The sequence below is a fragment of the Streptomyces sp. NPDC002104 genome, from assembly GCF_053593795.1.
On record NZ_JBSFDF010000022.1, the window covers coordinates 16,256 to 36,132 of the forward strand.

Here is a 19,877-nt window from a genome sequence, read left to right on the forward strand (position 1 = left end):
GTGCTCAGAGCAACCGGGCGGCGCGCGCGAGGAGTTCCCCGTACACCTCCGGGCGGTCCCGGTCGATCACGGGGAACCCCTCCCCGAAGTCGCCGTTCACCCAGTGCGCCTCGATGCCGGGGTTGGCCATGTCGGTCCCGTCGTGCAGGAACACGTGCGGGCTGCAGTTGACCCGGCCCTCGCGCGCCGACTCGTACTGCGCCGTGACGGCGGCCCGCGCCGACCCCGTGTCCAGGGCGTGCGCGAGCCCGTCCACCTCGACGGCGCCCGTCGCGGCGGCCACGTCCAGGATGACGTGGCGCATCGAGATGCAGCGGCCCTCCGCCCAGAAGGCCCGGCGCAGCGCCCGGTCGAGCCGCTCACTGGCCTCCATGGACTGGGACTTGACGGCGTGCACCGCTTCGAGCGCGGGCAGGGTGGTCACCGGGTAGGTCCAGTCGGGCCCCTGCCACAGCCGCCAGCCGGCCTCCGGTTCGAGGGCGCCGAGCACCGAGATCTCGGAGTCGACTCCGGGGCGGGCGTTGACCTCCTGGTTGAACAGCTCCAGGGGGAAGGCCCGGAAGTCGAACCAGATCCGCCCCTCCAGACCCAGCTCGCGCCGGGTCTCGTGCAGCCGGTGCACGGCAACGTGGGCGAAGGAGCAGTTCAGATCGGTGTAGACGCTGATCGTGTCGGGCGTCGCGGGCAGCCGCGGGTCCGGGAGCGGGCCGCCCGCCGTGCCGGTCGTGGCCTGCGTGATCGCTGCGGTGGCCGTGCTGGCCGTGCTGGCCGTGCTGGTCCTGGTGGTCGTGGTCACGGGGTCAGCCTTCCTGGTCGGGCCGGGTGCTGTGCGAGAACCGGGCCACGGTGACGTCCCCGGAGACGACCGAGCCCTCCCAGCCGTAGACCTGTCCGAAGGAACCGGATCCGGTGCCGGTGGGGTGCCGCCGGGAGAAGGCGAGCGCGATCCGGTCGCCCGGCCGTACCGGCACGGCGTCCCGGACCGGCAGGTAGGCGTGCTTCCAGCTGTCCGAGGTGGTACGGGCCCGCGGATCGTCCGCCGCGACCTCGTCACCGGAGATGTCCAGGGCCACCGTGTCCGAGAGGGTGGCCACGAAGTAGCCCTTGAAGCCGGTGAACAGCCCCGCCCGCTGCACGGTGTACACGAGCGGAACCTCGTACGAGGTCTCGTGCGCGCCGTGCGTCCCCTCGAAGGCGTACCGCCGCACGAGCCGCGGCGCCGCGAGCTGGCCGCCGACCGGGATGATCGCGTCGTAGTAGAGGTCGAAGGCGTCCCGTGCCCCGCGCCCCTTCAGCAGCTCGGCGAACTCGGCCGGGCTCCCGGCGTCCTGCGGGGACCCGTCGCGCACCGCGCCGTGCGCCGCCTCCGCGACGACCGGTACGAGGTAGCTCTCCACGGCCACCGGAAGCATCGCGCCGCCGGGCCGCAGGAAGCGGCTGCGGGCGTCGTCGAGGATCGCGACGCAGTTCTCGTTGTCGGCGAGGTTGCCCATGATCTCGGAGATGATCAGGTCCACCCGCTCGGGCAGCTCGATGTCGAAGGAGAACCCCCGCAGCGGATGGAAACGGTCACCGAACCCGGCATCGGCGAGTCTGCGCGTCGCGGTGTCGAGGATCTTCTCGTTGAGGTCGATGCCGTAGACCCGGGCCGCCCCCGCCTCCAGCGCCCACTGGGCCAGGATCCCGGTACCGGTGCCCAGGTCCAGGACGGTGGCGCCGGGCCGTACGGCCTCGGTGATCGCCGCCTTGTACGCGGCCATGCGCAGCCGGTCGCCCAGCATCAGGTCGTGGAAGCCGTCGTCCCATTCCAGCAGCCGCTCGGAGGCCGGCAGCCAGACCTCCTGCTGCTCGTACAACTGCCCGAGCACGCCGGAGTGGTGCACCGTCAGCGGCTCCGCCGACGGGCCGGCCACCGGGCAGCCGGTGGCGAGGTCGAAGCCGGTGCCGTGCAGCGGGCACGTGATGCGCAGGGTGCGCGCGTTGACCTGGCCGTGGACCAGCCGGCCGAGCCGGTGCGTACAGGCGGCGTCGATCACGAACTCCCGCCCCGCGACGCGGACCCGCACCCGGTCGCCCGGCAGTTCTTCCAGCACGGCGTCGCTCATGCCACCTCCCGTGCGCGCTCGACGGCGGCGTCGAAGGCGCCCCCGATCAGACCGGACAGCAACCGCGCCCCGACCCAGAGCTTCGTGGCGTCGAGTCCGCACGCCGCTTCGTACTCCTTGATCGCGGTCTGCATCTCCCGCATGTGGAAGGTGTCGATGTGCAGGTGCTCGGTGTAGTACCTGCCCTGCTCGATCCCGAGCCGGGCGCAGGCGCGGGCCTGCACCGTGAAGGCGTCGGGGATGCTCGCCTCCAGGTAGGCGAGGGCGCCGAGGAAGTACTCGACGTGCGCGGCGCGCTGGGTGAGCCAGTAGAAGACGTTGAGGAAGGCGTACGTCTCGTCGCCGGTGGTGTCGAGGAAGTCCTCCAGCTCCTGGGGGAGCCCCAGTTCGGCGAGCAGGTCGAGGTAGAGCTTGGAGTGGGTCTGCTGGAGGTTGCCGCAGCCGAACTCGTCGATGAGCACCCGCATCACGGCCATCTGCGCGCGGATCGGCAGCCGCGGTATCGCCGGGAAGAAGTTCTGCGCCTCGGTCAGTCCGTCGAGCGCGAACTCCCGCACCACGTGGGCGAACTGCTCTCGGGTGGCCTTCTCGGCGAGATAGCTTCCGGCCGGGCTGCCCCCGCGTTCCTGGGCCAGCAGCCCGGCGAGGCGCTCCTTCCACTCGGCGCGGCCGGCGAGCGGGGGAGTGCGGCCGGCCAGGTCCTCGACGAGGGGCTCGATCCAGGCCGCCTCCAGCTCCTCGATCCGGGCGAGGACCGCGGAGCTCTGGAGGGTGCGGTTGTGGAGGAACAGCCGCTTGTGCGGACTGTCTTCCGGCTTCGGGTTCACGTTCAGCACGGGACCTCCCGGTCGGTCTCGATCACGGCGCGCCGCAGCAGTTCGGTCTTCAGCGAGCGGTACCAGTCGTCCCGGTCCAGGCCGTACCGTGCGTACGCGGAGTGCAGCTGCGCCGCCCGCTCCTCGCCGCGGTCGGTCAACAGGGCCTTGCACAGCTCCGGTTCGACGTTGGCCAGCGCGACGACCCAGCCGTCCACGGGTCCGGACTCCAGCAGGAGGTGTTCGAGCCCCTGGGCCACGGGCACGCCCGGGCCGGCGTCGATCAGGGCGCGGGTGAACTCCGGCTCCCCGGCGGAGTCCTTGACCCCGGCCACCCCCGGCAGCGCGCAGACGCGCAGCAGGGTGCCGAGGTCGAGGGTGTTCCCGGAGACGGCCGACTCGTGGTAGACGATCACGGGCAGTCCGGCCCCGGCCACGGCCTCGAAGTGGCGGAACATCTCCTCCTGGGTCACGTCCGCCCCGTACGGGGTGGTGACCACGACCGCGGCGGCGCCCAGTCCGCCCGCACTCCGGGCGAGTGCGAGGGCCCCGGCCGTGGTGGGCCGCAGGATGCCGGCCAGGACCGGCAGTCCGTCGGCGTACCGGACGGCCGCGCTCAGCGTGTCCCGCCACTGCCGGTCCGACAGGGAGCCCCCCTCGCCGGTGCTCAGTGCCGGCAACAGGGCGTCCGCGTAAGGCCGTACGGTCGCGATCAGGCGGGCCATGCCCTTTTCGTCGATCTCTCCCGCCGTGTCGACCGGGGTGACGAGAGCGGTGGTCATTCCGGTGATCATCGGTCCTCCGTCACAGGGCTTCGGCCGGCACGCGCAGGGCGAGGGACTGCCGGTAGAGGCTTTCCAGCGGCTCGGGGAAGACGGCTTCCGGCCCGTCGGCTCCGGCCACGGCGCGCAGCGCGAAGCCGGTGGTGGCCGCGAGGCGCGGGCTGGCCGTGTGCAGCAGCCCCTCGCGGCCCTCGACCATGCCCAGGAGCAGCCGCTCGTGCACCGGCAGGGACGGCGGCAGCTCCGTGCCGGTGGCGCGCAGCACGTCGGCCTCCTCGTAGCCGAGCCGCTGGATGTCCATGACGGTGTGCAGGTTGTCCATGAACGGGTAGTAGGCGTCCTGGAGTTCGCGGGAGAAGCCCCAGATGATGTCGTCGCAGCGGCCCACCTGCTCCAGGCTCATGACGATCCGGCCGTCGAGCCGCTCCACGAAGAAGGCCTTGCAGGCGCGCCGCACGCCCTCGTCCTCGCTGTTCATGCCGAGGAAGAGCGCGGCGTCGGCGTACTCCTCACGGACGTGCGTGTCAGACGGCATGGCGGTCGAGCACCTCGCGCATCCGGGCCATGGCGTCGGAGAACACCTGCGGGTCGCGCGCGAGGGCGAAGCGGACGAAGGCCTCGCCGCGGTCGGGCTGGCTCCAGTAGAAGAACCGGCCGGGAAGGACGTACACCTCGGCCTCGGCCAGGACCCGCTGCAGTTCGGTGGCGGTCAGCTCCGGGTGGTTGATGCGCGCCCAGGCGACGCTCACCGCGGCGACGGGCTCCTGGTACTCCAGGATCGTGCCGTCGATCGCCTTGCGTATCGCCTCGCGGTTCTGGGTGAGAACCTCCCGGACGGATCCGAGTTCGTCACGGGTGGAGTCCTGGACGTACTGGGTCAGCATGTTGAGGACGAAGGGCGAGACGTTGAGCAGGACGCTGGTGTGGAGGTTGTACACGTCCTCGCGGATGTCGTCGCTGGCCGTGATCATGGCCGCCTTGGCGTCCTGGACGGGCCAGGTCTTGCCCGTGTCCTCGATGGCCAGGTAGGAGATGCCGGAGCTTTCGAGGAGCTCGTAGATGTCGAACCGGGCGAGCTTCTCGTCGTAGAGCGTGAACGAGGCGAAGCAGAAGTCGATGACCAGCAGCTTGTTGTGGTCCTTGCAGAAACGGACCACCTCTTCGAAGCCCTTGCGGCCGTGCTGGAGCAGCGTGAAGCCGGTGGGGTTGTTCGGGTCGACGAGGAACAGGGCGTCGGTGCGGACCAGGCGCTTGAGCTCGGAGTAGATCCGGTCCGGGTCGTGGAGCGCCGACTCCTCGATCGGGTACATCGGCACGCCCATGTTGTTCAGGACGTCGTAGAGGTTGTCGAAGCAGGGCTCGACCAGTGTGACCGACTTGCGCTGCTGCTTGAGGTACATGCCGGCGACCATCGTCGAGATCGAGGCGGCGTACGACAGCAGGGTCTTCTTCTTCGCCAGGGCGGTGTCCTGGCGGTGCAGGGTGAAGAAGGCCTCGATGAAGCGCTCCTCGGCCGTGGCCTGCAGGCCGCGCTCCGCCTCGTACCAGAGTTCGGGCAGCCGGGCGACGATCTCGCGCTGGCCGGCCGACTGCTGCTGGTGGGTGTGGGCGTCGGCGAGGTTGAACCTGGTGCGCAGCGCCTGGATCTCGTGCTGGGTCAGGTCGAGGAGCTGGTTGTCCGGGCTGGCCGGGCTGGGGTGCGTGGTCATGCTTCCTCCGGTCGAGGGCGGGCGTGCCAGGGGGAGTGCTGCGCGCTCGGGCGCGCTGTGCTCGCGGTGGGCGGGATCAGCTGCCGATCGGGCTGACGGAACTCTCCCGTGGGCGGCCGGCTTCTGAAGGGAACGCAGTGCGGCGGCCTTTGAGCTGTGTCATCGTGGTCCCCCATAAGCGGACTGCGGTCCGCTTCGGCAACGACCCTGACACATCGTGTTCACGCGGGCAAGCAAACGAACGGCGAAGAACGGCAGTTGGGGGTTAGGTGTGGCCGTCGCCCACCAGGCGCACGTGATGTCCGAGATGGGTACACTCGCGACAACCGACGTACCTACGAGGTCATGGACGAAGACACAGCATGACCAGCGGGTCACCTGAAGTGACCGAACTCATCCGGAAGCCGGTCCGCGAGCGGGCGGACGCGGCGCGAAACCGTGACCGCATCCTCACGGTCGCCGCCGAACTCTTCGGGGAGCACGGGGTCGAGAACGTGTCCCTCGACGCCATCGCGGCCCGCGCGGGGGTGGGCAAGGGAACGCTCTTCCGCCGGTTCGGCAGCAAGTCGGGGCTCGCCGTGGCCCTGCTCGACGCCCAGGAGAGCGAGCTCCAGAGCAGGATGCTGTTCGGGCCGCCGCCCCTGGGACCCGGAGCCGCCGCGAGCGAGCGGATCACCGCCTTCTTCGACACGTACCTGGACCTGCTCGACGCGAACCTGGAGCTGGTGCGGCTCTCCGAGACCACCGCGCCCGGCGTCCGGTACCAGATCGGCTCCTACTGCCTGTGGCAGCGCCACCTGTCCGTCCTGCTGGCCGAGGCGCGGCCGGAGCTGGACGCCCAGGGCACCTCGCACCTGCTGCTCGCCATGGTCGACGCCGATCTGCAGCAGGCGCTGCGCAGCAGCGAGTTCAGCCCCGGACGGATCCGCGGTGCGCTCGGCGAGATGGTGCGGCGGGTCCTGGAGGCCTGACCGGCGCACCCCGGACGGAAGCGGGCAGGGGTGGTCCCGGTACGGCGGAGGCCGTACCGGGACCGGCAGGTCGACGCGCGGGGCGTCAGACCTCCCTGACCGCCTCGATCTCGAGCGAGAGCTCGATCTCCTTGGAGACCAGGAACCCGCCGGTTTCCAGGGCCATGTTCCAGGTCAGGCCCCAGTCCTCGCGGTTGATCTTGCCGCGGGCCGAGAAGACCGTACGGTCGTTGCCCCACGGGTCCTTGGCGTGGCCCAGGTAGTCGACGTCGAGCTCGACACGGCGGGTGAACCCCTTGATCGTGAGATCGCCGGCGAGCGTACCGCTCGTACCGTTCCAGCTCACCGACGTGGAGGTGAACGTCGCCCGCGGGTGCTCCGCCACGTCGAAGAACTCGGCGGACCGCAGGTGATCGTCCCGGGCCGTGTCCCCGCTGTTGACACTGGCCATGTCGATCACCGCGGTGACCTTGCTGTCCTCGGGCCGCTCGCCGATGTAGACGGTGGCGTCGACGCCGGTGAACCGGCCGCGCACCTTCGTGAGCATGAAGTGCCGGCCGAGGAAGCCGACCTCGGCGTGCCCCGGGTCGACCTTCCAGTCGCCCACGGCCGGGAGTTCCACCCCGTCCACGGTGCGGGTCGGGGATGTCGCGCTACTGGTCATCGTCCGTTCCTCCTGCTCGTGTGTGGACGTGCTCAGACGCCGGACTCGGTCGGGAGCCCGCCCCCGATCCAGTCCTCCTTGCCGTCCTTGTAGGTGAAGACCTTCGAGTAGCCGAGCTCCGCGAGGCGCTCGGCCGCGATGCCGGAGTTGGAGCAGGTCGTACCGGTGCAGTAGACGATGACCTCGGCGTCCTTGTCGGGCAGCAGGCCGGGGGCCAGCTGGTCGACGTCGTCGACGGGGAGGAGGAGCGCGCCCGGCAGGTGCGCCTCCTTGTAGTACTGCTCGGGCAGGGCCTCGACGACCGCGGCCTTGCCGCTGTCGAGCTTCTGCTTGACCTCGTCGCGGGAGAGGTTCTGAACGGCCATGTGCCAGCCTCCGAAAATCAAGGATCAATAAGTGCGTACGCACGCACCTTAACAAGTATGTGCGGGCGCACGCAATGGGAGTAGGATCGGGACGTGACCGAACGGGATGATCGACTCGAGGCGTGGCGGGCGATGCTCCTCGCGCACAACACCGCCGTACGCGCCATCGAGGGCGACGTGCAGCGCGACGGCCGGATCCCCTTGACGTGGTACGACGTACTGCTCGAACTCAAGGCGGCCGGGGAGCACGGGCTCCGCATGCAGGAGGTGGCCAGCCGGGTGGTGCTCAGCCGCACCCGGGTCAGCCGCCTGATCGACGAGATGGTGCGCGCCGGCCTCGTCGACAAACTGCCGGACCCGCACGACAAACGGTCCTCGTGGGCCGTGATCACCCCGGCGGGGGCCGAGGCCCACCGGGCGACGGCCCCGGTCTACATGCGCAGCATCCAGAAGCACTTCTCCGCGCACCTCACCGACGAGGACGCCGCGGTGATCGCCCGGGCCCTGTTCAAGGTCGCCCAGCCGGACGCCGACATCCAGCTGGGCTGAGGTCCGGCCGTCCGGCCGGACGCCGTCCCGCCGTCCCGCCGTCCGGCCGTCCCGCCGTCCCGCCGGGCCGGCGTCCACCTCGCGCACCGTGCGCGGGATCCCGTACGGGTGCATTCGGGCCGGGCCCGCCGCCAGGAGCGGCGGGCCCGGCCCGTCTCACGCGCAGGAGGCGCAGAGTCCCCGGTAGGTGACCTCGACCCCGGACACCGTGAAGCCGAACCGCTCCTCGGCCGGGAGGCCGGCCAGCGGATCGCCGGTGGGGTGGACGTCGCGGATCAGGCCGCAGCCGGAGCACACCAGGTGCTGGTGGGGGTGGTGCGCGTTGGGGTCGTAGCGTTTGGCCCGGCCGTCGGTGGTCACCTCCATGACCTCCCCGAGGGAGACCAGCTCGCCCAGGGCGTTGTAGACGGTGGCCCGGGAGATCTCGGGCAGCCGCGCCACGGCGCGGGCGTGCACCTCGTCGGCCGTGAGGTGCACGTGGTCACCGTCGAGCACCTCCGCGACGACACGCCGCTGGGAGGTCATCCGCCAACCGCGCTCGCGCAGCCGCTCCAGCAGGTCACTCATATCGGCTCACCACTTTCACATGAGGAGGGGGCGGGTCCGGCGGCGCGGGCCACCGGGACGCCCCGGAGTTTCCCGCCTGTGGTCCGGGATCCGACGGGATGCGGGCTTGGTGTCGTTCTTGACTTGGAATGCGTCCATCGTAGGATCGGTCGTGTTGATAGCCAAGGGACAGGAACGGTCCGGAGCAGCGCGGGACTGGACGTGAGACCGTCCGCGACGGTGACCGCCCCGGCGTCAGGACGACCGTGAAACCGGGGCCCGCCACCGGGTTCCCGTGCCCCGAAAACGTTCCATCGCATGCAGTTCCTGATCACCGTGACCCCCGGTCCGGTCCGGAAGGATTCCCATGTCTGAGAACCATGATGCAATCGTCACCGATGCGAAGTCGGAGGGCGGCGGTGGCTGCCCGGTCGCGCACGAGCGGGCCGCGCACCCGACCCAGGGCGGCGGAAACCGCCAGTGGTGGCCGGATCGGCTCAACCTGAAGATCCTCGCCAAGAACCCCGCCGTGGCCAACCCCCTCGGCGGGGAATTCGACTACGCCGCGGCCTTCAACACCCTCGACCTCCCCGCGGTCAAGCGGGACATCGCGGAGGTGCTGACCAGCTCGAAGGACTGGTGGCCCGCGGACTTCGGCCACTACGGCCCGTTCATGATCCGCATGGCGTGGCACAGCGCCGGCACCTACCGGATCAGCGACGGCCGCGGCGGCGCCGGAGCCGGCCAGCAGCGGTTCGCCCCCCTCAACAGCTGGCCGGACAACGGCAACCTCGACAAGGCCCGCCGCCTGCTGTGGCCGGTCAAGAAGAAGTACGGCCAGAGCCTCTCCTGGGCCGACCTCATGATCCTCACGGGCAACGTCGCCCTGGAGACGATGGGCTTCGAGACCTTCGGCTTCGCCGGCGGCCGCGCCGACGTCTGGGAGCCGGACGAGGACGTCTACTGGGGTCCCGAGACCACCTGGCTCGACGACGAGCGCTACACCGGCGACCGCGAGCTGGAGAACCCCCTCGGCGCCGTCCAGATGGGCCTCATCTACGTCAACCCGGAAGGCCCCAACGGCACCCCGGACCCGCTCGCCGCGGCGCGCGACATCCGCGAGACGTTCCGCCGGATGGCGATGAACGACGAGGAGACCGTCGCCCTGATCGCCGGCGGCCACACCTTCGGCAAGACCCACGGCGCCGGCCCCGCGGAGAGCGTCGGCGACGACCCCGAGGCCGCCCCGATCGAGGCGCAGGGCCTGGGCTGGGCCAACTCCTTCGGTACCGGCAAGGGCGGCGACGCCATCACCAGCGGTCTGGAGGGGATCTGGACGAACACCCCGACCGCCTGGGACAACACCTTCTTCGACATCCTCTTCGGCTACGAGTGGGAGCTGTTCAAGAGCCCCGCCGGCGCCCACCAGTGGCGGCCGAAGGGCGGCGCCGGGGCGGGCACCGTACCCGACGCGCACGACCCGTCGAAGACGCACGCGCCGACGATGCTCACCACCGACCTCTCGCTGCGCATCGACCCCGCCTACGAGCAGATCTCGCGGCGCTTCCACGAGAACCCGGCCGAGTTCGCCGACGCCTTCGCCCGCGCCTGGTACAAGCTCACCCACCGCGACATGGGCCCGATCGTCCGCTACCTCGGCCCGGAGGTCCCCTCCGAGGTGCTGCTGTGGCAGGACCCGCTGCCCGCGCTGACGCACTCGCTCGTCGACGAGGCGGACGTGTCCGCCCTCAAGGCCAAGGTCCTCGCCTCGGACCTCTCGGTGTCCCAGCTCGTCTCCACCGCCTGGGCGGCGGCCTCCTCCTTCCGCGGCAGCGACAAGCGCGGCGGCGCCAACGGCGCACGCGTCCGCCTCCAGCCGCAGAGCGGCTGGGAGGTCAACAACCCCGACGAGCTGGCAACCGTCCTGCGCACCCTGGAGGGGATCCGCGGGGCCTTCAACTCGGCCCAGACCGGAGGCAAGGAGATCTCGCTGGCCGACCTGATCGTCCTCGCGGGCGGCGCGGGCGTCGAGCAGGCCGCCAAGGACGCCGGTGTCGAGATCCGCGTGCCGTTCGCTCCGGGACGCGTGGACGCCACGCAGGACCAGACCGACGTGGAGTCCTTCGCCGCGCTGGAGCCGGTCGCCGACGGGTTCCGCAACTACCTCGGCAAGGGCAACCGGCTGCCGGCCGAGTACCTGCTGCTCGACAAGGCGAACCTGCTGAACCTCAGCGCCCCCGAGATGACCGTCCTGGTGGGCGGCCTGCGGGTGCTCGGGGCGAACCACCAGCAGTCGCCGCTCGGCGTCCTCACCGCGACCCCCGGGTCCCTCACCAACGACTTCTTCGTCAACCTGCTCGACCTGGGGACGACCTGGAAGCCGACCTCCGAGGACGCGAACACCTTCGAGGCCCGCGACGACGCCACGGGCAAGGTCAAGTGGACCGGCAGCCGGGTCGACCTGGTCTTCGGCTCGAACTCCGAGCTGCGCGCGCTCGCGGAGGTCTACGCGAGCGACGACGCGAAGGAGAAGTTCGTCAAGGACTTCGTCTCCGCCTGGGACAAGGTGATGAACCTGGACCGGTTCGACCTCGTCTGATCCCCATCCGGCACGGGCCGGCCGCGCACCCCGCGGCCGGCCCGTGCCGTCCGGGCCTCCCCGCCGGGCCGGAGGGGCGCCTTCACCCGGACGGCGGAGCAGCGGGAGCCGCGCGCGCCGTGCCGGGGCAGTCTGTGCGTAGGACCGCCACCACCGCACAGACGAGGACCGCGCCATGTCCCACAGCAGGCGTATCAGCATCATCGCGGGAACGGCAGCGCTGCTGCTGACGGCCACCGCCTGCTCGGGCCTGGGCCGGAGCACCGTCGGAATGCTCGAGTTCCGCGGCCACGACTCGCCGGTCGAGGTGAGCTACAGCAACACCTCGGTCAAGGGCTGCCACCGCATCGCCCTGCCGAAGGGGGCGACCCACGTGGTGAACAACACCCTCGTGGACGTGGTCCTGTACCAGACGGAGGACTGCCGCAAGGTCGACCGGCGCGACGGCACCTACGTGGCCACCACCCTCTCGAACGTCACCGCCCCCGAAGCCCTGCCCTGGCGCAGCTTCAGCGTCATCCACTGACGTACCGGCGCCGGGCCGGAGCGGCCGGCACGGCATGCTGGGGAGGTGTCCTCTCCTTCCGCGCATCCCCAACCCGCCGAATCCGCCGACCTGATGGTCGTGTGCGGGGACGACGGGCTCGCCCACCGGCTGGCCGCAGAGCTCCGCGACGTCTACGAGGAGCGGGTGACGCTGGTCGTGCCGGCCGCCCGCGAGGTGCGCCCCGGTACGGGAACCCGGCAGGACCGGACCCGCGCCCGGGCCGGCGCCGGGCGCGCACTGCTGGGACGGTTCCCGGCTGCCCGGATCCGTACGGCCGCCGGGGACCGGGCCGCCGCGGGGGAGGTACCCGTACCGGAACTGCGGGTGCTGGAGGCTCCCGCCCCCGACGAAGAGGCCCTGGCCGCCGCCGGGGTTGCCAGGGCGGCCGCGCTGGCGCTCGTCTACGAGGACGACGAGACGAACGTACGGGCCGCCCTCGTGGCCCGGCGGCTGAACCCCAGGCTGCGCCTCGTCATCCGCCTCTACAACCGCAAACTCGGCCAGCACTTGGAGGAGTTGCTCGATCAGGCCGCGCTCCTCGCGGAACCCGGCATCGACCTGCGCGCGCTGGACTCCGCCACGACCGTGCTCTCCGACGCCGACACGGCCGCCCCCGCACTCGCCGCCTCCGCCGTCGCGGGCACCAGCAAGGTGATCCAGGCCGACGGCCTGCTCCTGCGCGCGGTGGAACGCACGCCCCCCGCCCGGGGAGAGGTCGCCGACCCTGGCCTGTGCACCCTGGCCCTGCTGTCCGCGACCTCCGTCGATCCGGCCGGCGCGGACGGATCGGAGATCGGCGGGGACCGGGGCCCGCAACTGCTCCCGGACGACCGGTCCGTGGCGGCCGCGACCGGTCGGGGGATCGTCGCGCTCGAAGCGGTCTCCCACGCGACCCCCGCGCCGGACGGCCGACGGCTGAACCAGGTCTCCCTGCCCGTCGGTTCACTGTTCTCCCGCAGGCTCCGCTGGTCGCTCGCCGGGATCACCGCAGCCGTCGGCGCCCTCGCCGTGGCCTCCTCGCTGGTCACCGGGGACACCCCGCTGCACGCCGTCTACCTGACCCTGCTCGACGTCTTCGCGATCAACGACCCCGCGCTCGACCAGCCGACCGAGCGTCAACTCCTGCAGATCCTGGCCGGGTTCGTGGGGCTCCTCCTGCTGCCGATCCTGGTCGCGGCGGCCCTCGAAGCACTGGGTGCCTTCCGCACCGCGACGGCCCTGCGCAGGCCGCCGCGCGGGCTCTCCGGCCACGTCGTCCTGCTCGGCCTCGGCAAGGTCGGCACCCGGGTGCTCGCCCGGCTGCGGGAGCTGGGGATCCCCGTGGTGTGCGTGGAGTCCGACCCGCTGGCCCGCGGGATCGCCCTCGCGCGCCGCCTGCACGTGCCCGTCGTGGTCGGCGACGTCACCGACGAGGGAGTCCTGGAGGCGGCCCGGATCCACCGCGCCCACGCGCTGCTGGCCGTGACCAGCTCGGACACCACCAATCTGGAGGCGGCGCTGTACGCCCGTTCGGTGAAGCCCGACGTACGGGTGGTGATGCGGCTGTACGACAACGAGTTCGCCACCGCGGTCTACCGCACCCTGCGCGAGGCCCACCCGGCGGCCCTCACCCGCAGCCGCAGCGTCTCCCATCTGGCCGCGCCCGCCTTCGCCGGGGCGATGATGGGCCGCCGGGTGCTCGGCGCCATCCCGGTGGAGCGCAGGGTGCTCGTGTTCGCGGCGCTGGAGGTGGCCGGCCACCCCCTGCTGGAGGGCCGCACCATCGACGAATCGTTCCGGCCCGGTGCCTGGCGGGTGATCGCCCGGGACACCGCCGCCCCGGGAAACCGCCGCCGCGACCTGGCGACGCAGCCGGGCTACGACGATGCCCGGCCGCCGGCCCTGATCTGGGACCTGCGCCCGGGCTACGTCCTGCGGCCGCAGGACCGCGTGGTCGTGGCCGCCACCCGGCGGGGCCTGGCCGAACTGCTCGGCCGCGCGCAGGCCCGTACGGCCGGCGCCGGGGACACCGGGGGCGGTCAGGCCGGCTCGTCCCGCTGAGCGCGGTCCATGCGGTCCTCGTGGTCCAGATCGTCCACGTCGTCCAGATGGTCCCTGTGGTCCCTGTGGTCCCTGTGGTTCATCCGGTCCGTCTGGTCCATGGGGTCGGTCCCGTCCATGTGGTCCGGCCCGTCGGTCCGCGCCGGCGGCCCGGACGGGACCGGATCGGTGCGCAGGAGGACGTGGTGCGTGCCGTGTCCCGCGGCGTCGACGTGCACCACGTGGCAGCCCACCCGCACGGTCTGGGTGCCCGCGGCGAACCAGCAGCCGGTGGGGCCCTGGGCGTACGGCAGCGGGGACCACACCTCCAGGAAGGTGCTGCCGTCGGGGTTGGTGCCCATCTCGACCAGCCGGTTGCCGTCGGGACGCAGCACCCCGACGTCGTGGCCGGGGGCGCCCACGTGGTGGTGGAACGTGACCCGGCGGCCGTCGTACGAGGTGGTTCCGGCGAACCCGCGGCTGTCCGCGTACAGGGTGTCGGTCTGGACCCACACGACGTGCTCGGTTTCCCGGAGCGGGCCGCCGTCCCGGCTGATCCCGGTCCGGAGCCAGGCCCCGTGGAGGGGCGCATCCATGGCGGGGCCTCAGGCCCGGTCGCCGTGGGCGCCGGTGGACTTCACCCGTGGGGTGGTGGAGGTCTCCATGGCGACACATTAACGGCGGGGCGGCCGGCGTGCCGGGTGTCGGACAGGATTGCGCCGCCCCCGTTCGGGAGGGGGCCGGGCGGCTGTCGTAGCATCACGGACATGCAGCCCATCCCCGCCCATCACCGCGCCCCGGCACTCGCCGCGGGCGTTCTGGCGGTGCTGCTGCTCGTGTGCGGCGGGCTGTTCACGCATCCCGGTTCCACGGGGCACGCGAGGGGCATGCGGCCCTCCGGGCCGGCACACGCCGGGATGGCGGGGATGGCCGGGATGCCGGGGATGTCCGCCACGGGCGCGACGCCCGCCATGGCCGGTACGGCTACGGTGGGGCCGCCCGTGAGCGCCGCGACATCAGCGAGCGACGGGGGCCCGGAGAGCGCCGCCGGCGCGGGCGCCGGTACCGACGGGGGCTGTTCAGCCCCGGGGCAGGACTGTCCGCTGGCCTCGGCGTACGCGCCCACCGTGCCGGCCGGTCCGGCAGGAGATCTCGCCGGTTCCGCCACATGGGGGACGCCGTCCCTGGCCCATGGCCACACGGGCCCCGTGCCGCCCCCGGCGTGCTCCCGCCCCAGAGCCCCCGATCTCGACTCCCTCTGCGTCAGCCGGACCTGACCGGTCCCGCACCCGTACCCGCCCGCACACCGGACGGCCGGGGTGCTTCGCCGCGTCCTGATCCACTGCCGCACTGCGATGTACAGGGAGTCCGTTCCCCATGGCTTCATCCACCGCGTTGTTCGTCACCGGTGTCTCCACCGGCCTGCTGGCCGGAGGCGCCTCCTGCGCCGCCGTCCAGGGAGGTCTGCTCGCCGGGGCCGTGGGCCGCCGGTCCGCCGAGTGGTCCCGGGAGAGGTGGGAGCGCAGCGGGCTCTTCGCCCCCGTCGGCGCCTTCCTCGGCGCCAAGCTCCTCTCCCACACCCTTCTCGGCGGCGCCCTCGGCCTGATCGGCGCCGCGGTCCAGCCCGGTCCGCGCACCCGGGCCGTGCTGATGCTGTGCGCGGGCGTACTGATGCTCCTGTTCGCCCTCGACATGTTCGGAGTGCGCGCGGTACGCCGCTTCGTGCCGCGCACGCCCGCCTCCTGGGGCCGGCGGGTCCGCCGCTCGGCCCGGAGTACGGCCGTCACCACGCCGGCCGTACTCGGCTTCCTGACCGTGCTGATCCCCTGCGGGGTGACCCTGAGCGTCGAGCTCCTCGCCGTCACCTCCGGCGGCCCGCTCGCGGGAGCGGCCGTCATGGCCGGCTTCGTCCTGGGGACCGGCCCGCTCTTCGCCGTCCTCGGCTTCTTCCTGCGCTCCGCCGCCCGGCTGTGGCAGGGGCGGCTGACCCTGGCGACCGCGGTCGTCGTGCTGCTCGTCGCGGTGTGGACCCTCGGGAGCGGGCTGCGGCTCGGCGGCTGGTGGCCCGCCGGGGCCCCGGCGGCGGTCGCCGCCGAGGCGGCGGCCGGGACGGTGGTGCTCCACCCGGACGGTACGCAGACGGTGACCATCCGGGCCCGTACGAACGCCTACGCCCCGGCAGCCGTCACGGCGAAGGCGGGTGTCCCCACCACCCTGGTCGTGGCCACGCGGGGGACGGGCGGCTGCGTCCGCTCCTTCGTCGTCCCCGACCTCGGCATCCAGAAGATCCTCCCCACCACCGGGACCACCGGCATCGACCTGGGCACCCGGCAGCCGGGGACCCTGGAGTACACCTGCGGCATGGGCATGTACGGCGGCCGGATCGTCTTCGAGAGCCAGGAGGGCGCCTCGTGAAGGAGCGCATGGAATTCACCGTCACCGGCATGCACTGCACCGGCTGCGGGCTGCTGATCGACGACGAGGTGGAGGAGCTGGCCGGCGTGGTCGCCAGCACGACGAGCCTGCGCACGGGCCGCACCGTCGTCGACGCGGACCGGCCCGTCGACCCGGCCGCCGTCATCGCGGCGATCGCCTCCGCGGGGTACGAGGCGCTGCACACGCGGTAGCGCCGTCCCGGGGCGCGCCACCGGTACGGGCACTGAGAACACGAGTACTGAGAACACGGCCACTGAGAAGAAGGACTGACGGACTGACATGGACAACGGTTTCAAGGGCGTTCCGCCCACCACCCTCGCCGACTTCTGGGCCGCGAGCAGGTCATGGACATCGGCATCCGCCCGCTCTGGGACGCGCCGCGCGTCGCGGGACCCGCGTACACCGTGCGGTGCGAGCCCGGGGACAACCTGATGCTCCACGCGGCCATCTACCGCGCCGAGCCCGGCTCGGTCATCGTCGTGGAATCGGGGGACCTGGACCACGCGCTCGCCGGCGGCAACGTCTGCGCCGTCGCCCAGCGCAGGGGCATCGCCGCCTTCGTGCTCGACGGGCTCCTGCGGGACCTCGGGGAGGTGCGCGAGGCGGGTTTCCCCGTCTTCGCCCGCGGCGTGGTCCCCGTCCCGGGGGCCAAGAAGAAGCTCGGGTCGCTCGGCGGGCCGGTCCGGGTCGGCGGAGTGGGCGTGCACCCCGGCGACATCGTGGTGGCCGACGAGGAGGGCATCGTGGTCACTCCGGCCGCCCGGCAGGACGAGATCCTGCGGGCCGCCCTGGACAAGCTGGCCAAGGAGGCGGGGGAGTCCCTCGACGCCTGGGAGGAGCAGCACCGAGGGCGCATCGAGGAGGCGCTCCGCGGCCTCGGCTTCACCGGCTGACCGCACGCGCGACGGGCCCCGGTCCCGGCCGGGGCCCGTCTGCCTCCGTACGCGTCCGTGCTCAGCCGCGGTCGTCGCCGCCCTGCCGGTCGCCGCCGCCCTGCGGAGCGGTGAGCAGGACCTCGCGGAGCCGGGCGACCAGGGCGGAGGCGCTCTCCGGCTCCCTGCCGGCCCCCTCGGCCCGGTGATCGGGGGGTGACAGCTGCTCCAGGCCGTCGGAGAGGACGTCGGCGTAGGCCTGCTCCTCCTCCACCATTCCGCCGGGCTGGCGCAGCCCGATGGTGACCTCGATGGCCTTGCCGATCAGCGCGGTCATCACGAACGAGAACAGGCCGAGCACCACCGTGGCGGTGAGCTGCTTGCTCAGCAGGTCCCAGGAACCGCCGTAGAAGAGGCCCTTGTGGCCCGTCAGGGTCCCGGTCGCGCAGAGGCCGGCCATCACCATGCCGACGATGCCGCCCCAGCCGTGGATGCCCACCACGTCCAGGGTGTCGTCCACGCCCAGCCGGTACTTCCAGCTGATCGCGAACGCGCAGGTCAGCCCGGCGAGGAAGCCGATGACGGTGGCCCATACCGGGCTCACCCCGCCGGCCAGCGGGGTCATGGCGACCAGTCCCGTGACGGCGCCCATGCACATGTCGAGCAGGCCGACCGTCCGGGTGCGCCACCAGCTGGTCACCGCCCAGCCGGCCATCGCGGCGCCCGCCGCGAGCTGGCTGTTGAGGAAGGCCATGGCCGCGCCGCCCGGGGTCCCCAGGGAGGAGCCGGTGTTGAAGCCGAACCAGCCGAACCACATGAGCGAGAGCCCGATGACCACGAGCGGCAGGTTGTGCGGCCGGATGCCCTGCCGGTCGAAGTCGGCGCGCTTGCCCGCGACGATGGCCAGAGCCAGTCCGGCGGCCCCGGACCCGATCTCCACGACCGTGCCGCCGGAGAAGTCGACGGCGCCGAGCTGCTCGGCGACCCAGCCGGCCGGGTCGAACACCCAGTGGGCCATGGGGATGTAGACCAGCAGGGTCCACGCGATGACGAAGGCGATCCAGCCGCCCATCTTCGCGCGGCCCGCGATGGAGCCGGCGATCAGGGCCACGGTGACGACCGCGAAGGACAGATGGAAGACCACGAAGGTGACCGTGGGGACGGAGCCGGTCAGCGAATCGACATCGATCCCGCGCAGGAAGGCGTGGTCGAGCGTGCCGATGACCCCGAGCCCGCCGGCGTCGGGGCCGAAGGCCAGGGAGTACCCGATCGCGAACCAGAGCACGGTGACGATCACCATGCAGAAGAAGATCATCTTCAGCATGGCGACGATCTGGCCGGTGCGGACCATGCCGCCGTAGAAGAAGGCCACCCCGGGGGCCATCAGCAGCACCAGGGCGGTGGCCATCATCAGCCAGGCCGCGTTGCCCGAGTCGGCGGCGGTGGGTGCGGCAGAGACCGCGGAAACGGTCGCGGCCATCGTGTGCGCGGTCACTTGTCACGCTCTCGTCGGTCCAGCACGGATACGACCTCGGCGAGCAGCGCGGCGTCCTGCTGCTCCGCGGCGTCCCGGGAGGCGCCCGCCGCGGCGCTCTCGCGGGGCGCGGCCCCGGCTCCGCCGACCCGGTCGCGGATCTCGTCCAGCGTCGCGTTGTCGTAGGCGACCTCCTCGTCCCGGCCGGGTACGTTCTCGTACTCCTCCGAGGTGCGGAAGCCGACGGCCTTGTCGATGACCTTGGCGATGATCCAGGTCATCACGAAGGCGAAGGAGCCCACCGCCAGCACGCCGACGGCCTGACGCCAGAGCTGGTCGAGGCCGCCCCCGTAGAAGAGGCCCTTCTTGCCGCTCATCGCGGCCGTCGCGAAGAAGCCGATGGACAGGACGCCGACGATGCCGCCCCAGCCGTGCACGCCGACCACGTCGAGGGTGTCGTCGACGCCGATCTTGTACTTCATGTTGACGGCGAAGCAGCAGACCACACCGGCGGTGAAGCCGATGATCAGCGCGCCGAGCGGGGAGACCTCGCCGCAGGCCGGGGTGATGGCCACCATGCCGGCGACCGCCGCCGAGGCCACGCCCAGCATCTCCACATGGCCCAGGCGCCACTTCTCGATGATCGGCCAGCCGATCATCGCGCCCGCGGCGGCCAGTTGCGTGTTGAAGAACGTGGTCGGTGCGCTGCCCTCGACCTGGAGCGCGGAGCCCGCGTTGAAACCGAACCAGCCGAACCACAGCAGGGCCAGACCGATGACGACCAGGGGCAGGTTGTGGGGGCGGATCGTCTCGCGCTCGAAGTCCTTGCGCTTGCGCAGCACGATGGCCACCGCGAGCCCCGAGGCGCCCGAGCTGAGCTCGACCGGCAGACCGCCGGCGTAGTCGAGCGCGCCCAGGGACTTGTTGATCCAGCCGTCGGAGGCGAACACCCAGTGAGCGGTGGGCACGTAGACCAGCATCGTCCAGGCGACGACGAAGACCAGCCACCCCTTCATGGTGGCGCGGCCCGCGATCGACCCGCTGATCAGCGCCACCGTGATGATCGCGAAGGACATCTGGAAGCACGCGAAGATCACGGTCGGGATGGATCCGTGCAGGGAGTCCATCCCGATGCCGCGGAAGAAGGCGTGGTCGAGATTGCCGATCATGCCGGCGCCGGCGTCCTTGCCGAAGGCGAGGGAGTAGCCGACCGCGACCCACAGGATGGTCACCAGCGACAGACAGGCGAAGCTCATCTTGAGCATCACCAGCACGTGCTTGGTTTGGACCATGCCGCCGTAGAAGAAGGCGAGGCCGGGGGTCATCAGCAGCACCATGGCGGTGCTCGCCATCATCCAGGCGGTATTACCCGTATCGTAGCCACTGGGCATCTGGTGGAGCTCTCTCTGGTCGTGAACAGGCTG

General features: G+C 71.8%; 20 protein-coding genes and 1 pseudogene. 9 read left to right on the forward strand and 12 right to left on the reverse strand.

The window, feature by feature from the left end; translation table 11 throughout:
• Positions 1 to 4: 4 nt before the first annotated feature.
• The 6 genes from ACWCP2_RS19750 to ACWCP2_RS19775 all read right to left on the reverse strand — a co-directional run bounded on the left by ACWCP2_RS19750 (position 5) and on the right by ACWCP2_RS19775 (position 5,411).
• On the reverse strand, positions 5 to 688 hold the full coding sequence (locus ACWCP2_RS19750) for a DsbA family oxidoreductase (protein WP_450909971.1): 684 nt from the start codon (positions 686 to 688) through the stop codon (positions 5 to 7).
• Between the two features lie 112 nt (positions 689 to 800).
• The gene (locus ACWCP2_RS19755) at positions 801 to 2,105 is read right to left on the reverse strand and encodes a methyltransferase domain-containing protein (RefSeq protein WP_450909874.1); all 1,305 of its coding nucleotides are present in this window, start codon (positions 2,103 to 2,105) and stop codon (positions 801 to 803) included.
• Positions 2,102 to 2,941: an iron-containing redox enzyme family protein gene (locus ACWCP2_RS19760; protein WP_450909875.1), complete on the reverse strand. Its 840-nt coding sequence runs from the start codon at positions 2,939 to 2,941 to the stop codon at positions 2,102 to 2,104. The genes ACWCP2_RS19755 and ACWCP2_RS19760 overlap by 4 nt, the downstream gene beginning before the upstream one ends.
• Positions 2,935 to 3,702 carry a dihydrodipicolinate synthase family protein gene (locus ACWCP2_RS19765; RefSeq protein WP_450909876.1) on the reverse strand — a complete coding sequence of 256 codons (768 nt, stop codon included), beginning with the start codon at positions 3,700 to 3,702 and terminating at the stop codon, positions 2,935 to 2,937. Before ACWCP2_RS19765 ends, ACWCP2_RS19760 begins: the two co-directional genes overlap by 7 nt.
• 22 nt (positions 3,703 to 3,724) lie before the next feature.
• Complete coding sequence (locus ACWCP2_RS19770; RefSeq protein ID WP_450909877.1) at positions 3,725 to 4,237, reverse strand: DUF6190 family protein; 513 nt, start codon at positions 4,235 to 4,237, stop codon at positions 3,725 to 3,727.
• Positions 4,227 to 5,411 (reverse strand): aminotransferase class I/II-fold pyridoxal phosphate-dependent enzyme, encoded by a 1,185-nt coding sequence (locus ACWCP2_RS19775; protein WP_450909878.1) that lies wholly within the window; start codon positions 5,409 to 5,411, stop codon positions 4,227 to 4,229. Before ACWCP2_RS19775 ends, ACWCP2_RS19770 begins: the two co-directional genes overlap by 11 nt.
• A 383-nt stretch (positions 5,412 to 5,794) precedes the next feature.
• Between ACWCP2_RS19775 and ACWCP2_RS19780 the strand changes: the two genes are divergently transcribed.
• On the forward strand, positions 5,795 to 6,382 hold the full coding sequence (locus tag ACWCP2_RS19780; RefSeq protein WP_450909879.1) for a TetR/AcrR family transcriptional regulator: 588 nt from the start codon (positions 5,795 to 5,797) through the stop codon (positions 6,380 to 6,382).
• Between the two features lie 85 nt (positions 6,383 to 6,467).
• Here ACWCP2_RS19780 and ACWCP2_RS19785 read toward each other — a convergent pair whose 3' ends face one another.
• Complete coding sequence (locus ACWCP2_RS19785) at positions 6,468 to 7,046, reverse strand: YceI family protein (protein ID WP_274550934.1); 579 nt, start codon at positions 7,044 to 7,046, stop codon at positions 6,468 to 6,470.
• Positions 7,047 to 7,078: 32 nt separating this feature from the next.
• Positions 7,079 to 7,411, reverse strand: coding sequence for a rhodanese-like domain-containing protein (locus ACWCP2_RS19790; protein ID WP_327302767.1), 333 nt, complete (start codon positions 7,409 to 7,411; stop codon positions 7,079 to 7,081).
• A 93-nt stretch (positions 7,412 to 7,504) separates the two neighbouring features.
• On the opposite strand from ACWCP2_RS19790, the gene ACWCP2_RS19795 reads away from it, so the two are divergent.
• Positions 7,505 to 7,960: a MarR family winged helix-turn-helix transcriptional regulator gene (locus ACWCP2_RS19795; protein ID WP_450909880.1), complete on the forward strand. Its 456-nt coding sequence runs from the start codon at positions 7,505 to 7,507 to the stop codon at positions 7,958 to 7,960.
• 156 nt (positions 7,961 to 8,116) lie between these two features.
• Here ACWCP2_RS19795 and ACWCP2_RS19800 read toward each other — a convergent pair whose 3' ends face one another.
• Positions 8,117 to 8,527 (reverse strand): Fur family transcriptional regulator, encoded by a 411-nt coding sequence (locus ACWCP2_RS19800; protein WP_250738278.1) that lies wholly within the window; start codon positions 8,525 to 8,527, stop codon positions 8,117 to 8,119.
• A 346-nt stretch (positions 8,528 to 8,873) separates the two neighbouring features.
• Between ACWCP2_RS19800 and katG the strand changes: the two genes are divergently transcribed.
• The 3 genes from katG to ACWCP2_RS19815 all read left to right on the forward strand — a co-directional run bounded on the left by katG (position 8,874) and on the right by ACWCP2_RS19815 (position 13,692).
• Positions 8,874 to 11,105, forward strand: coding sequence for a catalase/peroxidase HPI (katG, locus tag ACWCP2_RS19805; RefSeq protein WP_450909881.1), 2,232 nt, complete (start codon positions 8,874 to 8,876; stop codon positions 11,103 to 11,105).
• A gap of 175 nt (positions 11,106 to 11,280) precedes the next feature.
• Positions 11,281 to 11,631, forward strand: a complete 351-nt coding sequence (locus ACWCP2_RS19810; RefSeq protein ID WP_450909882.1) for a hypothetical protein — start codon at positions 11,281 to 11,283, stop codon at positions 11,629 to 11,631.
• 93 nt (positions 11,632 to 11,724) lie between these two features.
• On the forward strand, positions 11,725 to 13,692 hold the full coding sequence (locus ACWCP2_RS19815) for a potassium channel family protein (protein ID WP_450909972.1): 1,968 nt from the start codon (positions 11,725 to 11,727) through the stop codon (positions 13,690 to 13,692).
• Here the strand turns inward: ACWCP2_RS19815 and ACWCP2_RS19820 are convergent.
• Positions 13,671 to 14,267 carry a hypothetical protein gene (locus tag ACWCP2_RS19820; protein ID WP_450909883.1) on the reverse strand — a complete coding sequence of 199 codons (597 nt, stop codon included), beginning with the start codon at positions 14,265 to 14,267 and terminating at the stop codon, positions 13,671 to 13,673. The two genes, ACWCP2_RS19815 and ACWCP2_RS19820, sit on opposite strands and share 22 nt — an antisense overlap.
• A gap of 171 nt (positions 14,268 to 14,438) precedes the next feature.
• On the opposite strand from ACWCP2_RS19820, the gene ACWCP2_RS19825 reads away from it, so the two are divergent.
• From ACWCP2_RS19825 to ACWCP2_RS19840, 4 genes and pseudogenes are all read left to right on the forward strand, one after another.
• Positions 14,439 to 14,948 carry a hypothetical protein gene (locus ACWCP2_RS19825; protein WP_450909884.1) on the forward strand — a complete coding sequence of 170 codons (510 nt, stop codon included), beginning with the start codon at positions 14,439 to 14,441 and terminating at the stop codon, positions 14,946 to 14,948.
• 100 nt (positions 14,949 to 15,048) lie between these two features.
• Positions 15,049 to 16,086, forward strand: coding sequence for an urease accessory protein UreH domain-containing protein (locus tag ACWCP2_RS19830; protein ID WP_450909885.1), 1,038 nt, complete (start codon positions 15,049 to 15,051; stop codon positions 16,084 to 16,086).
• A complete protein-coding gene (locus tag ACWCP2_RS19835) occupies positions 16,083 to 16,298 on the forward strand; it encodes a cation transporter (protein WP_450909886.1) in 216 nt (71 codons plus the stop codon). The genes ACWCP2_RS19830 and ACWCP2_RS19835 overlap by 4 nt, the downstream gene beginning before the upstream one ends.
• An 88-nt stretch (positions 16,299 to 16,386) precedes the next feature.
• Positions 16,387 to 17,000 (forward strand): annotated as a pseudogene (locus tag ACWCP2_RS19840) (RraA family protein).
• 61 nt (positions 17,001 to 17,061) lie between these two features.
• Here ACWCP2_RS19840 and ACWCP2_RS19845 read toward each other — a convergent pair.
• Together ACWCP2_RS19845 and ACWCP2_RS19850 are read right to left on the reverse strand one after the other, a co-directional pair.
• Positions 17,062 to 18,474 carry an ammonium transporter gene (locus tag ACWCP2_RS19845; RefSeq protein WP_450909887.1) on the reverse strand — a complete coding sequence of 471 codons (1,413 nt, stop codon included), beginning with the start codon at positions 18,472 to 18,474 and terminating at the stop codon, positions 17,062 to 17,064.
• Positions 18,471 to 19,844 (reverse strand): ammonium transporter, encoded by a 1,374-nt coding sequence (locus ACWCP2_RS19850; protein WP_450909888.1) that lies wholly within the window; start codon positions 19,842 to 19,844, stop codon positions 18,471 to 18,473. Before ACWCP2_RS19850 ends, ACWCP2_RS19845 begins: the two co-directional genes overlap by 4 nt.
• Between the last annotated feature and the right edge of the window lie 33 nt (positions 19,845 to 19,877).

Bases quoted from the DNA above. Each gene is read 5' to 3' on its own strand.
- ACWCP2_RS19800 (WP_250738278.1), bottom strand. From the start codon at position 8,527: ATGAGTGACCTGCTGGAGCGGCTGCGCGAGCGCGGTTGGCGGATGACC.
- ACWCP2_RS19815 (WP_450909972.1), top strand. From the start codon at position 11,725: ATGGTCGTGTGCGGGGACGACGGGCTCGCCCACCGGCTGGCCGCAGAG.
- katG (WP_450909881.1), top strand. From the start codon at position 8,874: ATGTCTGAGAACCATGATGCAATCGTCACCGATGCGAAGTCGGAGGGC.
- ACWCP2_RS19770 (WP_450909877.1), bottom strand. From the start codon at position 4,237: ATGCCGTCTGACACGCACGTCCGTGAGGAGTACGCCGACGCCGCGCTC.
- ACWCP2_RS19850 (WP_450909888.1), bottom strand. From the start codon at position 19,844: ATGCCCAGTGGCTACGATACGGGTAATACCGCCTGGATGATGGCGAGC.
- ACWCP2_RS19825 (WP_450909884.1), top strand. From the start codon at position 14,439: ATGCAGCCCATCCCCGCCCATCACCGCGCCCCGGCACTCGCCGCGGGC.
- ACWCP2_RS19785 (WP_274550934.1), bottom strand. From the start codon at position 7,046: ATGACCAGTAGCGCGACATCCCCGACCCGCACCGTGGACGGGGTGGAA.
- ACWCP2_RS19830 (WP_450909885.1), top strand. From the start codon at position 15,049: ATGGCTTCATCCACCGCGTTGTTCGTCACCGGTGTCTCCACCGGCCTG.
- ACWCP2_RS19755 (WP_450909874.1), bottom strand. From the start codon at position 2,105: ATGAGCGACGCCGTGCTGGAAGAACTGCCGGGCGACCGGGTGCGGGTC.
- ACWCP2_RS19765 (WP_450909876.1), bottom strand. From the start codon at position 3,702: ATGACCACCGCTCTCGTCACCCCGGTCGACACGGCGGGAGAGATCGAC.
- ACWCP2_RS19790 (WP_327302767.1), bottom strand. From the start codon at position 7,411: ATGGCCGTTCAGAACCTCTCCCGCGACGAGGTCAAGCAGAAGCTCGAC.
- ACWCP2_RS19820 (WP_450909883.1), bottom strand. From the start codon at position 14,267: ATGGATGCGCCCCTCCACGGGGCCTGGCTCCGGACCGGGATCAGCCGG.
- ACWCP2_RS19810 (WP_450909882.1), top strand. From the start codon at position 11,281: ATGTCCCACAGCAGGCGTATCAGCATCATCGCGGGAACGGCAGCGCTG.
- ACWCP2_RS19775 (WP_450909878.1), bottom strand. From the start codon at position 5,411: ATGACCACGCACCCCAGCCCGGCCAGCCCGGACAACCAGCTCCTCGAC.